The following is a 12,953-nucleotide window of genomic DNA, read 5'->3' as shown; positions in this document are numbered from 1 at the left end:
TTTAATATAATATCATTGTGAACTTGTTATATAAAAGTGATTTTCTATTTTTTATTAATAAATTTGATATAATGATTATATTCACAAAGAAATGAGTTACTAATGTTAACAATCAAAAAACCAAAATATCAAATAATTAAAGAAGATTTGTCTAATCTAATCTTGTCACAGCATTATAAACGAGGGGATCGCTTTTTTACTGAATCTGAATTAATAGAGAAATACCAAGTGAGCTCCATTACTGTTATCAGAGCACTTAAGGAATTAGAAAAAGAAGGTTATATTACACGAAAACAAGGGTTAGGTACCTTTATTGAAAATACAACTAAAGATCGGTTAGTCCATTTTTCATACAATTCTCCAACAAGAAATCTTCAAGAAGAAATTCAAGTTCTCAGTCTGACCAAAGGCAACAACCCTACCTACTTGAAACAATTAGGACTTCATAAATCTGAATTTTATTACACCCTCTGTCGGAAACGTTTGATTGATGGACAACCCTATCTATATCAAGAATCTTATATCCCGCATGATTTCATCTTGAATCCAGAAGCAGATCTATCTGTCTACAATTCCCTATATAATCGTTTTTTTGTTGATTATAATATTCAAATGGCCAAACAGCCCTTCTCCCAAAAAACAGATATCAAATTAGAATGTCCATCTATTGTTAGAGATTTCTTTAAACTTGCAAGTCGTGAGCCGTGTGTTCGTCAAATTAAAGTTACACGACATCAACAAACTGGTCGTATTCTAGAATATGCTCTTGTCTATAAACATTGGAAATTCTTTTCAACTGAAATTCAATCTAGTCATTTTTAACAAGCTTTTTTAGCTTGTTTTTATTTTAACTTCTCAGTCCAAGGACTTGCTGTTTTTTCAAGGACTTCATTTAATTCATCAATGTTCTTGAATCCTTCTGTGCGGAGCCATTGACGCGCCGCATTTTCTCCCTTTTCGATGTAGACTGGCACAGATCCTGACCAGGTTGCACGGCCACAGAGGACACCATTGAATTTAGCTCCCGATTCAGATGCAAAGACTAAAGTTTCTTGGAATAGCTCTGCTGATACCCCAGCGCTTAGGTAAATGTATGGAAGGTGACTAGCAGCTTCTTGGTCCTCAAAGGCCTGAGCTGCTTCTTCTTTGCTATAAACCACTTCTCCTTGGGCAAAGCCTTCGACATACTTCATGTTGACAGGCACTTCGACTTTGAGGACATCAATTCCAAAACGGTCATCCGAGAAGACTTTCATTGCTTCATTTACTTTATGAGCCTTGACTTTGGCAAAGTCGACACTGCCATTATCTGTAATCTTTTCATCATAAGTTAAGATTTCAAGGAAAAATGGAATGTCTTCGGCTTGACATTCAGATCCAATCCGTTCGATGTAAGCTTTCTTCTGCAAGTTGACATCGTCATCGCCATCCACATCATAGTAAAGTAAGAATTTTACAGCGTCCGCTCCTGCTTCTTTAATCCGTTTTGCCGACCACTCAACAAGACAGTCTGGTAAGCGACTCGTCGTTGTCGTATCATAGCCTGTTTTTTCATAGGCTAAGAGTAGTCCAGCTTCTTCAGCTTTGACTTTTGTCGCAGGTAAGCCATATTCTGGGTCCAACAAAATTGAAGAGGCGTAAGGTGTCAATTCTTCTGAGACCATCACTTTCAAGGCTTCCATTTGTTCAACACTTGGTTCTTCTGTTTGATGAGCTGCCATCATTCGTTTTAAGGCGCCACGTTGGTCAAAAGCTAAGGCTGAGATGATTCCATCTTTACTTAATTTTTCTAAATACTGTTTTTTGTTTGGTGTTAATGTCATTCTATACCTCTTCTACTCTGATTTGACTATATAGTATTTCATAGTTGTCCATATTTACATGACCGGTCATGGCTTCTTGGGCGTTCAACATACCTAGGACATTGCATTTCTTAAGCAAAGTGTTATCATCATCTTTACTTGATAGTGCCCAAGCAATACCTGCAACTGTAGAATCTCCTGAACCTACAGGGTTCGTGGTTTGTATTTTGGGAATGGTAACCCGGTAAAACTTATCATTGTGTTTGGCAAAAGCTCCTTTGGAACCTAATGAAACAATGACCCATTCGATACCTTTAAATAAGTCAACTGATAATACAGTTTTTATACTGTCATCATCGTCTGTTACCTTCTGTCCTATTAAACCTTCTAATTCTTCAAGATTTGGTTTTATCACAGTTGGCTTGTAAGCACCTTTTAATACAGCCATGAGTGGTGCACCTGAGCAATCAAGGACGACTTGCTTGTGATGACCGTTTCCCCATTCTAGAATATATTCATAAAAATTATTATCTAAACCTTTGGGTAAGCTACCAGAAATGGTAATTACCTCAGCCCCATTACCCACTAGTTTCAAATGGTCGAGAAAGCCTTTAGCTTCTTTCGTGGTAATTGTTGGTCCACTTTCAAGAATCTCTGTTTGCATTCCCTCATGTAAGATAGCAATACAATTTCTGGTTTCACCAGCTATGGGATAAAAGTGATTTTTTATCTGTGACTGATCTAATTGCTCTGTTAAAAACTGTCCAAGTCTGCCACCAATAAACCCCGTAGCTAATATATCTTGATTAACTTCTGAGAGAACACGACTAACGTTTAGGCCTTTCCCGCCAGCTGTTTTACTTGCCTCTTCTACACGATTGACAGTATCTAAATGAAAGCTTTCTAGAGGATATGAGATATCAATTGAGGGATTGAGTGTTATTGTTAAAATCATAAGATTATCATTTGTGGTAGTCATGGATAATAACACCTTTTACAACACGATTAACTGTACCGGTTGATGAAGGAGTATCCGGTAAATTTTTCACCTTAATAGATGTTAATAAGGCTAATGTTTGTGCAAATACGATCATTGGTAAAGCCAAATAAGCATCAGCTAACTGTACATCTGAGGTTAGTTCAAATGTTTCTCCTGAAAAGTTAACTTCACCTTTTTGAGCAACTGCAATAGTTTTTAAGGCAATCTGATCAGCATCTACTTCTTCCAAAATATCAAGGTCATACTGTCTGGTATATGGATGATTATTTACAAAATCAAAAAGTAAGGTTTTCTCATTTACAAATGATTTTGGTCCGTGTCTAAATCCCATCGATGAATCAAAAATTGTAGCAATCTTTCCAGCTGTCAATTCTAAAATTTTTAACTGTGCTTCTTTCGTAAGTCCTGCCAAACTTCCAGAACCTAAATAAACAAGGCGGTTAAAATCAAGATTGACATAAGATTGAATTTCATCTTCTCGCTTAATGACATTTTTTGCCATTGAAGCCATTGCCTTTAAATTTAATTTTTTATCATCAATGGATAAGGATTGGTCAAAAATTAAGAGAGCAGCAAACAACATGCAACTAAAACTACCTGTCATAGCAAATCCTGCATCATTTGATCTTTCTGGCATTAAAAAGACATAATGGTTTTTAGGCATCTCTTTTCCACGAACAGCTAATTGACCATCTTTAGCACAAGTTATCGCTAAATGGTATGCATTTGGAACAAATTGATTCACTAAATTTACAGCTGCAACACTTTCTGGGCTATTACCACTTCGAGCAAAAGAAACAAGAAGAACTGTGTCTTCAGGATAAAGAAAATTTTGTGGAGACGCCACTAAGTCAGTTGATGCAATACTATAGAATAAATAATTTCCTCGATCCCCATTGGTTTGAAGATAAGAACAAATAGTATTTCCAACATATTCAGATGTTCCAGCTCCAGTAAAAATAACTTTAATTTTTTTACTGTTAGCGCTTTCAATTATCTTTTTTAAAAAAGAAGAAATTTCTTCCTTTTCTTTAAGATAATTATCAAAGGTCTCTTGCCAAAGTTCTGGTTCTTGTTTTATTTCACGAGTAGTGATTTCAGCTCCCATAGTTTTTAAAGTGTCACTTGATAATTGAAACATATTTTCTCCTTCTTAAAATTGATTAGGTTGTGGTTGATGTGTTATATGATATCTAAATTGGTCAGCCCTTGCTATACTATAGGTATACTCGATAAGTATATTTTTTTCATTATAAGTTTTTCTGATAATATGTAATACTGGATCACCTTTTTTTATCTCTAATAGTTCAGCTTCATAATCTAAAGCTAAACTTGCATAAAACTCCTCATCCGCTAAGCGAATTGTTTGCTCATAATCTTCAGAAAAAATATCATATAAAGGTTTTTGTTTCAGCAATTGAACAGTTAAATCAGGAAATAGATTTTCTGGTAAATAGGATCTTTCAAACATTAATGGCTTTGAATCCGCAATCCGAAGACGTTCTAATTCATAGACTTGACTATTTTCATCCATCCCCAATTTTTTAGATAAGTAAGACGTTACTAGTGTTTGTTCAAATGAAAGGATAGTTGTTTTAGGTATTTTTCCAAGTTTTTTCATTTGCTCAGTAAAACTGAAAGATGTTGATAGATCCGTAGCTGGTTCTACAATATTGGAAACATAACTTCCCTTACCTTGCTTACGGTAAATCAATCCTAGCATCTCAAGTTCTTTAAGAGCTTGTCGCACAGTAATACGGCTGACTTGATAGGCTTCACTTAATTCTCGCTCAGACAATAACTTATCATTAGGTGACATTTGTTCTCTAATTTTTATTTCGAGAGTATCAACTAGTTGAAGATATAACGGTTTTTCCTTTTTCATATTTTTCCCCTTAACTTGTTATAACCACTTATAAGTATAATATAGTATATCCAATATGTCAACATAACAATTAAAAAAGATTGAGGTTCTCACCTCAATCTTTTTTAATGTGCATTTATTTCTTGTGCAATTTCGCGTCCAGATAAATCTGAAGGGTAATATGTTGGCCAATGTTCTAACTCTTTAAGAAGTTTATCTTGGCTTTCTCCACCCCAATAAATATGGAAATGTTCAGCTTTTTCTGGTGCAATTCCATGATCAGAGAATTGAACATATTTGAATTCACCAGCATCTGCTTCTTTAGCTTCAAACATGAAACGGACACCACGATTACCTTTTTCATAAGTCAGTACTTTTTTACCAGAATATTTATAAGTAAAAGTCTTCTTTTGACCATTACGATCAAATGTAATCGTTTTTTTCTTGCCGTCGATTTTGATATTATTGACATCAGTTTTGTAACCAACGTCATAATAGTCTTTATATTCTTTAACAGTCATTTCACCTTTAGATTTTTTTGCTTTATAATCCATAACTTGGTCTAAGGTGCCATCTTGTAAGAATGGATAGACTGATTGCCAGTCTCCAGACCAGTCACTCAATTTGCGGTCTTTAACAGCAGAATCTTTGAAGTAACCGTTATAAACTGATTTGCTTGTAACTTCTTCTGGTTGAATTTCTTTACCTTCACGTTTTGTTGTCAATTCCAATGCTTTTAAATTTTTACGCATAACAGAGAAATAATCTTTGCCATTTTTGATTTCTTTTTGAGTCAAACCTTCTAAAGGACTAAGTACAACCGCTTTAACACCAGCCTCATCTGCTAGAGTTTTAGCAACTTTATTAGAAGCATTTTCTTCAAAGTAAATGTATTTAATATTATACTTTTTGACGTATTTAGATAATTCGCCAATACGTTTCGCTGATGGTTCATTCTCTGCTGATACACCATTAATGGATACTTGATTCAATCCATAGTCAAGTGCTAAATAACCGAAGGCAGCATGCTGAGTAACAAAACTCTTAGTTTTTGCATTTCCTAATTGGCTAGCGTATTCTGAATCTAATTTTTTCAATTTAGCAATATAAGCATCGGCATTTTTCTTGAACGTTTCTGATTTATCAGGATATTTTTTAGAAAGTGATTCACGAATATTTTCGACTACAGTAATACTACGGTAAGGTGATAACCAAACGTGTGGATCAAAAGCATGACTATGTCCTTCTTCACCATGTTCTTCATGATCATTTTTATGTTTATCTTCACCTTCATGTTCATGTTCGTGCTCAGACTCTGAACCAGCTGCCAAAATCATATCGCCTGTTCCTTCAATATAATCTACATTTTTAGATTTGATTGATTTTTTAACTTCAGGAATCCATGTTTCCATATTGTCATCCATGTAAATAAAGGCACCTGAATCTTGAATTTTTTTAACATCCTTTGTAGATGGTTCGAAATCATGAGGTTCAGTTCCAGCTTTCATTAACATGGTGACTTCGCCATCATTACCAACTACACCTTTTGTGAATTCATATACTGGATAAAAAGTTGTTACAACTTTTACTTTGCTATCGTCAGCCTCTACTTGTTTGGCTTGACTTAATTGCCAAGCAGATGTTAGCCCGACAAAACTCATTAGCAATAGAACTTTCTTTTTCATGATTCCTCCTAAGTTTCTTTTTAATTAACTTCACCGGTACTTTACCAGTTAATAGTTCACCAGTTAATAATATCATAATGAAAATAATTTGCAAGTATTTTATTTATTTTTTCAAAAAATTAAAAAAGTTTAAAGGACAAATCTCCTTTAAACTTTGTCATTAATCACTTAAACTAAAACGGTTTGTCATTAAGTTACTTTCGTCGAAGAGTATTTTATTTAATAATTGTTGTGTTTCTATTTGAATATAATCACTCATTAATTGATTTTGTTCTGTCAAATCAAGCTTTTCACCACTAGCATATGCTTCTTCAATTTTATGAAGCATTTGGTGACCATAGCCCATTGTTTTCTCTTGATAATCTTCAAGTAAACTACTATGGTGAGCATAATGACTATCTGCAATAGCTGCAATCAAACGATTCATCCAATAAAAATTATTGGTATTGACATCTTCTTCCGTATTTTTAAAGTATTCTGGGAAGTCCGTTACCTGCGTATATAAAGGCACCATCGTATTAAAAGGCATTGCACCGTAGGCCATCCATTGGATAGCAGCAATTTCTTTTGGCATGTCTGGTCTAATTTGTAAGATAGCCGTTTGACTTGTTCGATTAATTCCAATCGGACGGAATGACTTCTGACTAATCTTATCTCCCTCAGGACCATATGGGTCATAGACAGTATCTTGATAATGACTACTAAGGACATATTTGATATCTTCAATTGTAATTTTACGATAGGGTTTTTGACACCATGGAATTGCAAAGCTACGAGGATTTTGTTCTATTTCTGGGTTCAAAAATTTTTGCATAATCCATGCACGGGGAGTGTTATAGTGACGGTCTTTATCACGTTGACTGCCAAATGCATATCGTGGATTAAAATGTTTATTTGAATATGTTAAATCAAGATTATTCTTTTTAATAAATTTTCTCAAATCATCAGAACAAAGATAGTCATCAGGATTATTAAATTCAAAATAATCGATTCCTAATTGATTAGGATTAGTTACATAAGCATCATCTGGTACTCGGCGAGCAATCCAGTGGTGACCACCAATTGTCTCTAGCCACCAGATTTCATCCGCATCTGAAAAGGCAACACCATTTGATTCGTAAGTCCCAAATTGACTTAATATTTGACCAAGTCTTAATACACCTTCACGCGCTGAATGGATGTAAGGAAGAACTAAAGTAAGCATGTCTTCTTCCCCTATACCAGATTCAACAAGAGGATCAGCACCTAAAACACGCGAATTAGTTGTGATTGTTTCAGTTGCACTCATCCCAATATTTTCTTCATTAACACCAGCTTCACCCCAAATACCATCTTTTCCTAAGGCATCTGGAACAGAACTATATGCCATTGGATTTTCTGGTAAATCAATTTCAAAACTTGATAACACAGATTTATAGTGTTTTGGTTGCATCTGACTTGTAATGTAAACCATTTTTTTGGGAGTAAAATCTCCATTTTGTGAATCTTCAGTTCTAGCAACCAAAGTTGAGCCGTCGTAGCTTACTCTTTTACCTACGAGAATTGTCGTACATCCCATTAAATATCTCCTTATATTCTATATTTTTCAATAATTTTAGTTAACTCAATAAATACATAAAAGAAAGAGCTTCCTCTTTCTTATAAATCTTCGGCTATTTTATTTATTTTTCTCAGTCGATGATTAACACCACTTTTAGACAGTGGAGAGTCTAAATTATCCGCAATTTGTTGGATTGAGTAATCTGGATGTTTAATACGAATCAATGCAATTTGTTGTAATTCAAGAGGAAGTGATTCCAATCCATTTGTATCCATAATTTTGATAATGTTATTGATTGTTTTCATACTAGCAGTGATTGTCTTTGCTATGTTTGCCGTCTCAGCATTATTAGCACGATTGATATCATTGCGAGCTTCTCTTAATAATTTTACTGATTCAAATTCTTCTTTACATGTCATAGCGCCAATAATTATCAAAAAGTCCATGATATCTTCTGCTTTTTGAAGATAAGTAACTGCACCACTTTTTCGTTCAATCGTTTTAGCATCAAGCATAAATTTTTGCATTAATTCTGCTAAATCTTGGGCATGATCAAAATAAACAGAATAAATTTCCAACTGATATTTCCCAGACTCTGGATCTCTTACTGTTCCAGCTGCTAGAAATGCTCCTTTAAGATAAGATCTTCCTAAATCATCATCAGTCAAGGTCTCAGATTCAATCCCAGTTTCAAGTCCAAAAAAAGAATCAGCTAACTTTAAATCAGCTAATATTTTATCAACCTCTTGATTGAGAAAAACAGTATAAACACGATTTTTCTTTAAATTAGTTTTTTGATGATATCGGATTTCAGGAAATATTCCATAACTTTTTTCAAATATAGAATAGATATAACGAGCAATTCTAGCATTTTCCGTTGTAATTGAAAGATGTAATCCCTGATTTGACAGCGTTAAGCTTCCCGACAATTTAATTATGGCAGATAATTCAATTTTATCTGATTCTGCCAATTGAATCAGTTCTTCTTTAACTTTGGTAGTGAAACTCATAGGCGTCGTTCCCTTACTAAGTTCATAATTTCTTCAACAACCAACTGACCATCATGAAAGGCACCGCCATTTTCCAAAGTAAGAAAATTTGAGGAAATAATTTTTTTTGCTTCCATTTTGAGACCTGCAAAGTCATGCTCAACTTGGATTAAATACTCATCAAATTTGTGGGTATCCATATAATCTTGAGGAACTTTTTCAATGTTTACAAGAATTGTATCAATTAAATCTTGACCTAAATGGCGATTTAAGACTGATACATGATCTGCATCTGAGAACTGTTCAGTTTCACCGTACTGGGTCATAATATTACAAATATAAACGACTTCTGCTTTTGTATTTCTTAATGCTTCATTAATTTCTGGAATGACAAGATTTGGTAAGATGGACGTAAATAGTGAACCAGGCCCAAGCACAATCATATCACTTGTCATAATTTCGTCGACTACTTTTCGACTTGCCTTTGGCTCATCATCATTGTATGTATTTGTAACATAAACATGGTCTATCATGCCTTTGTATTTGGCAATAGAGCTTTCGCCTATAACTTCATGACCATCTTTAAAGACCGCATGGAGTGTTAAGGCATGTTCACTGGAAGGATAAATTTTACCAGTTGTGTGAAAAAATTTAGAAAGAATTTGGATAGCATTGTAGGTTGAACCTTGCATTTCTGAAATTCCAGCAATAATCAGATTCCCTAAAGGATGACCAGCCAGGGGTCCGTCATTCTCATTGAAACGGTACTGAAAGACATTTTCATAAAATCGAGGCATATCACTCATGGCTACTAGTACATTTCTTAAATCACCTGGAGGTGTCTGTTGCATGGCATTGCGAATTTCTCCAGAAGACCCACCATCATCAGCCGCAGTTACTACAGCTGTAATATCGACATCTTCTGTTCTTAAACTATTGAGGATGACAGGTATTCCAGTTCCACCGCCAATAACAGTAATTTTGGGTTTTCTCATGATCTATTAACAGTTTCCTTACGTTTATTTCTATCTCTGTGACTTTCATTTACTGGCCACTTCTCTTCGATACTTTGGGCCAATCTATGAGCGAAAGCAACACTTCTATGCTGGCCTCCAGTACAACCAATAGCTACCGTAAGGACAGATTTACCTTCTTTTTTATAACCTGGCAAAATTGGTAATAATAAAGCTGTTAAATGATTGTAAAAATCTTCTGATTCGGGATGACCCATGACATAATCATAAACTTCCTGATCAAGTCCAGTTTTTTCACGCAATTGTGGTATGTAATGAGGATTTGGTAGGAAACGAACATCGAAGACCAAATCAGCATCTAGTGGTATGCCGTATTTGAAACCAAAACTCATTACTTCAACTCGGAAAGAGACTTGACTTGATTCATCAGAAAATTGTTCAGAAATAGTTTGTCGCAGTTGTCTTGGGGTTAATTCACTAGTGTCAACTACATTTTGACTTAAACTTTTTATTGGAGCTAATAACTCACGCTCAAGCTTGATACCATCTAGGACCCTACCTGTAGGTGCTAATGGGTGACTTCGACGCGTTTCTTTATAACGAGAAACTAATTCATTATCCGTTGCATCTAAGAAGAGTATGCGTAGATTGAGATTAGGATTTGTCTCGATAGCATCCAAAATCATATTAATTTCATTAAAGAAAAGTCGGCTTCGCATGTCGACAACTAAGGCAACACGTTTATTCTCATTTGTTTGCTCGATGATTTCTAAAAATTTAGGAACTAATGTTGGTGGCATATTATCAATTGTAAAATATCCTAAATCTTCAAATGATTGGATTGCAACTGTCTTACCTGCCCCACTCATCCCTGTGACAATAACGAGTTCAATTATCTTCTTGTCTAGCATTTCCAAAATCCTTTCTGATTACTTATATACTCTCTTTTATTATAACATATATCATTATAAAGCTTAACTGATTCTTTCGACCCAAAAATTATATTAAGCTCTCTTAATTATTCAAATTCATAAGAAATCCTTTTCAAATTTCATAAAAGACTATCTTAGCAGCCTTAGCCCCAGCCCCATTAACCAACATCGGCAAAACCTTAATGAAAATCTCGATTTAGGAAAAAAATGCTGGCATTTTATGACAATGTGCGGTGCTTTCGCAGTCAGTGGCAACACGTCTCTGGTCACTGACTACAAATACTATTGTGACGCGATGCAGTAGCCTATTTCTATCAAAATTTTGGCAAAAAAGTGGAGATGATTGCCCTCGACGGAACTAGAGAAATTGTGCTGACGCCAAAACATTTGGAATACATAAAACACATCAATCCTGAAATGGCAGAATTCATCCGCCTAATCACAGCTAAGCAATTTGTCTTTTACTGGGAACAAGAATATCGGATTGGAAGTATCATCAATGACCCTCTATCACTTTTTAAAACTCTCTTTCCAATCTGTCAAGGATTTAAAATATACACAGAAGTTGTCTTCGAAGACTTAGCTAATGGTCTATCAATTGTTGATCTAGATAATTTTCACCAAAATGAAGCAAATAGTATTATTTATACAGAAATTGACATCTTCCAATTTTGGCCAGAGTTTCTCACAATTACCCTCGAATGTGAGATAGAAAATTCAGAACACGATTTAGGACATTTCAAAAATTTTAAGATAATTTATTCTAGCAAAAAATAGCTGATAAAATCAGCTATTTTTATTATGGTTTAATACGGTGTAACATACGTGGGAATGGGATAGCTTCACGAATATGCTTAGTTCCAGCAACAAAAGTTACCATACGTTCAATACCAATACCAAAACCACCGTGAGGTACAGATCCATATTTACGTAAGTCAAGATAGAATTCGTATTCTGATTTATCCATTTCTAATGCATCCATTTTGGCAACAAGTGCTTCATAGTCATCTTCACGCATAGAACCACCAATGATTTCACCATAGCCTTCTGGTGCTAATAAGTCCGCACATAAAACACGTTCTGAGTTACCAGGAACTGGCTTCATATAGAAAGCTTTAAAGCTTGCTGGATAGTTAACTACGAAAGTCGGGACACCGAAGTAATTTGAAATCCAAGTTTCGTGTGGTGAACCAAAGTCATCACCATGCTCAACATGTTCATAGTCTGTATCTTCATCAGCTTCATGTTCTTGAAGAAGGCTAATGGCATCATCATAAGAAACACGTTTAAATGGTTCTGTAATATAACGTTTCAAAGCATCAATATCACGTTCCAAAATTTCAAGAGCGTGTGGTGCGCGCTCAATAACACCTTGAATTAAGGCTTTAACATAGGCTTCTTGTAAATCAAGTGATTCATCATGATTTAAGAATGAATATTCAGCATCCATCATCCAGAATTCAGTTAAATGACGACGTGTTTTAGATTTTTCAGCGCGGAAAACTGGACCAAAGTCAAAGACACGTCCTAAAGCCATTGCTCCTGCTTCAAGATATAATTGACCAGATTGGCTTAAGAATGCTGGTGTACCAAAATAGTCAGTTTCAAACAACTCAGTTGAATCCTCAGCAGCATTCCCTGATAAAATAGGGCTATCAAATTTAATAAAACCATTTTGATCAAAAAATTCATAAGTAGAGTAGATAATGGCATTACGAACTTGCATCACAGCCATCTGTTTACGAGAACGTAACCAGAGGTGCCGATTATCCATTAAGAAGTCTGTTCCGTGTTCTTTTGGTGTAATTGGGTAATCAACAGATTCACCAATCACTTCTAAGTCAGTTACATCTAACTCATATCCAAATTTTGAACGCTCGTCTTCTTTAACGGTACCAGTAACATAAACGGAAGTTTCCTGACTCAAACGTTTGATAGTGTCAAATTTAGCAGCACCTTCTTCTTCGCCAAATTTTTCAATGAAATTAGGCTTAAAAGCAACTGCTTGGAAAAAAGCAGTCCCGTCACGTAATTGTAGGAAAGCTAATTTCCCTTTACCAGATTTATTAGCAACCCAGGCACCGATTGTAATCTCTTGGCCGACATGTTTTTTAACATCAATAATTGATACAAGTTGTTTTGACATATTTTCTCTTTTCTTTTCGTA

The 12,953-nt window shown here is 34.9% G+C and carries 12 protein-coding genes; 2 read left to right on the top strand and 10 right to left on the bottom strand.

What is annotated here, in order from left to right:
* Positions 1 to 102 precede the first annotated feature (102 nt).
* Positions 103 to 822, top strand: coding sequence for a GntR family transcriptional regulator (locus tag SPB_RS00905; protein ID WP_003102538.1), 720 nt, complete (start codon positions 103 to 105; stop codon positions 820 to 822).
* A gap of 20 nt (positions 823 to 842) precedes the next feature.
* Here the strand turns inward: SPB_RS00905 and lacD are convergent, their stop codons facing one another.
* From lacD to rapZ, 9 genes are all read right to left on the bottom strand, one after another.
* Positions 843 to 1,823 (bottom strand): tagatose-bisphosphate aldolase, encoded by a 981-nt coding sequence (lacD, locus tag SPB_RS00900; RefSeq protein ID WP_003103597.1) that lies wholly within the window; start codon positions 1,821 to 1,823, stop codon positions 843 to 845.
* A 1-nt stretch (position 1,824) separates the two neighbouring features.
* Positions 1,825 to 2,757, bottom strand: a complete 933-nt coding sequence (locus SPB_RS00895) for a tagatose-6-phosphate kinase (RefSeq protein ID WP_037621279.1) — start codon at positions 2,755 to 2,757, stop codon at positions 1,825 to 1,827.
* Positions 2,758 to 2,764: 7 nt separating this feature from the next.
* Positions 2,765 to 3,943 carry an SIS domain-containing protein gene (locus tag SPB_RS00890; protein WP_003104866.1) on the bottom strand — a complete coding sequence of 393 codons (1,179 nt, stop codon included), beginning with the start codon at positions 3,941 to 3,943 and terminating at the stop codon, positions 2,765 to 2,767.
* A gap of 12 nt (positions 3,944 to 3,955) precedes the next feature.
* Complete coding sequence (locus SPB_RS00885; protein WP_003105407.1) at positions 3,956 to 4,687, bottom strand: GntR family transcriptional regulator; 732 nt, start codon at positions 4,685 to 4,687, stop codon at positions 3,956 to 3,958.
* A 104-nt stretch (positions 4,688 to 4,791) separates the two neighbouring features.
* Entirely contained in the window at positions 4,792 to 6,351 is a 1,560-nt protein-coding gene (locus SPB_RS00880) for a zinc ABC transporter substrate-binding protein AdcA (RefSeq protein WP_003104443.1), read from the bottom strand.
* Between the two features lie 160 nt (positions 6,352 to 6,511).
* A complete protein-coding gene (locus SPB_RS00875; RefSeq protein WP_003105466.1) occupies positions 6,512 to 7,909 on the bottom strand; it encodes a C69 family dipeptidase in 1,398 nt (465 codons plus the stop codon).
* An 80-nt stretch (positions 7,910 to 7,989) separates the two neighbouring features.
* The gene (gene whiA / locus SPB_RS00870; RefSeq protein ID WP_003103234.1) at positions 7,990 to 8,901 is read right to left on the bottom strand and encodes a DNA-binding protein WhiA; all 912 of its coding nucleotides are present in this window, start codon (positions 8,899 to 8,901) and stop codon (positions 7,990 to 7,992) included.
* Positions 8,898 to 9,875 carry a YvcK family protein gene (locus tag SPB_RS00865; RefSeq protein WP_003104267.1) on the bottom strand — a complete coding sequence of 326 codons (978 nt, stop codon included), beginning with the start codon at positions 9,873 to 9,875 and terminating at the stop codon, positions 8,898 to 8,900. Before SPB_RS00865 ends, whiA begins: the two co-directional genes overlap by 4 nt.
* Positions 9,872 to 10,765 (bottom strand): RNase adapter RapZ, encoded by an 894-nt coding sequence (gene rapZ, locus SPB_RS00860; RefSeq protein ID WP_003104863.1) that lies wholly within the window; start codon positions 10,763 to 10,765, stop codon positions 9,872 to 9,874. The genes SPB_RS00865 and rapZ overlap by 4 nt, the downstream gene beginning before the upstream one ends.
* A 360-nt stretch (positions 10,766 to 11,125) precedes the next feature.
* On the opposite strand from rapZ, the gene SPB_RS00855 reads away from it, so the two are divergent.
* Positions 11,126 to 11,563 (top strand): nucleoside hydrolase, encoded by a 438-nt coding sequence (locus SPB_RS00855; RefSeq protein ID WP_003105888.1) that lies wholly within the window; start codon positions 11,126 to 11,128, stop codon positions 11,561 to 11,563.
* Between the two features lie 22 nt (positions 11,564 to 11,585).
* On the opposite strand, the gene asnS is transcribed toward SPB_RS00855, so the two are convergent.
* A complete protein-coding gene (gene asnS, locus SPB_RS00850) occupies positions 11,586 to 12,932 on the bottom strand; it encodes an asparagine--tRNA ligase (RefSeq protein WP_003105539.1) in 1,347 nt (448 codons plus the stop codon).
* Positions 12,933 to 12,953 lie beyond the last annotated feature (21 nt).

Source organism: Streptococcus parauberis NCFD 2020 (assembly GCF_000187935.1).
Classification (GTDB): Bacteria; Bacillota; Bacilli; order Lactobacillales; family Streptococcaceae; genus Streptococcus; species Streptococcus parauberis.
The sequence above is the reverse complement of the archived record's forward strand: the minus strand, read 5'-3'. Positions and strand labels throughout refer to the sequence as shown.

Bases quoted from the DNA above. Each gene is read 5' to 3' on its own strand.
- SPB_RS00905 (WP_003102538.1), top strand. From the start codon at position 103: ATGTTAACAATCAAAAAACCAAAATATCAAATAATTAAAGAAGATTTG.
- lacD (WP_003103597.1), bottom strand. From the start codon at position 1,823: ATGACATTAACACCAAACAAAAAACAGTATTTAGAAAAATTAAGTAAA.
- SPB_RS00895 (WP_037621279.1), bottom strand. From the start codon at position 2,757: ATGATTTTAACAATAACACTCAATCCCTCAATTGATATCTCATATCCT.
- SPB_RS00890 (WP_003104866.1), bottom strand. From the start codon at position 3,943: ATGTTTCAATTATCAAGTGACACTTTAAAAACTATGGGAGCTGAAATC.
- SPB_RS00885 (WP_003105407.1), bottom strand. From the start codon at position 4,687: ATGAAAAAGGAAAAACCGTTATATCTTCAACTAGTTGATACTCTCGAA.
- SPB_RS00880 (WP_003104443.1), bottom strand. From the start codon at position 6,351: ATGAAAAAGAAAGTTCTATTGCTAATGAGTTTTGTCGGGCTAACATCT.
- SPB_RS00875 (WP_003105466.1), bottom strand. From the start codon at position 7,909: ATGGGATGTACGACAATTCTCGTAGGTAAAAGAGTAAGCTACGACGGC.
- whiA (WP_003103234.1), bottom strand. From the start codon at position 8,901: ATGAGTTTCACTACCAAAGTTAAAGAAGAACTGATTCAATTGGCAGAA.
- SPB_RS00865 (WP_003104267.1), bottom strand. From the start codon at position 9,875: ATGAGAAAACCCAAAATTACTGTTATTGGCGGTGGAACTGGAATACCT.
- rapZ (WP_003104863.1), bottom strand. From the start codon at position 10,765: ATGCTAGACAAGAAGATAATTGAACTCGTTATTGTCACAGGGATGAGT.
- SPB_RS00855 (WP_003105888.1), top strand. From the start codon at position 11,126: ATGATTGCCCTCGACGGAACTAGAGAAATTGTGCTGACGCCAAAACAT.
- asnS (WP_003105539.1), bottom strand. From the start codon at position 12,932: ATGTCAAAACAACTTGTATCAATTATTGATGTTAAAAAACATGTCGGC.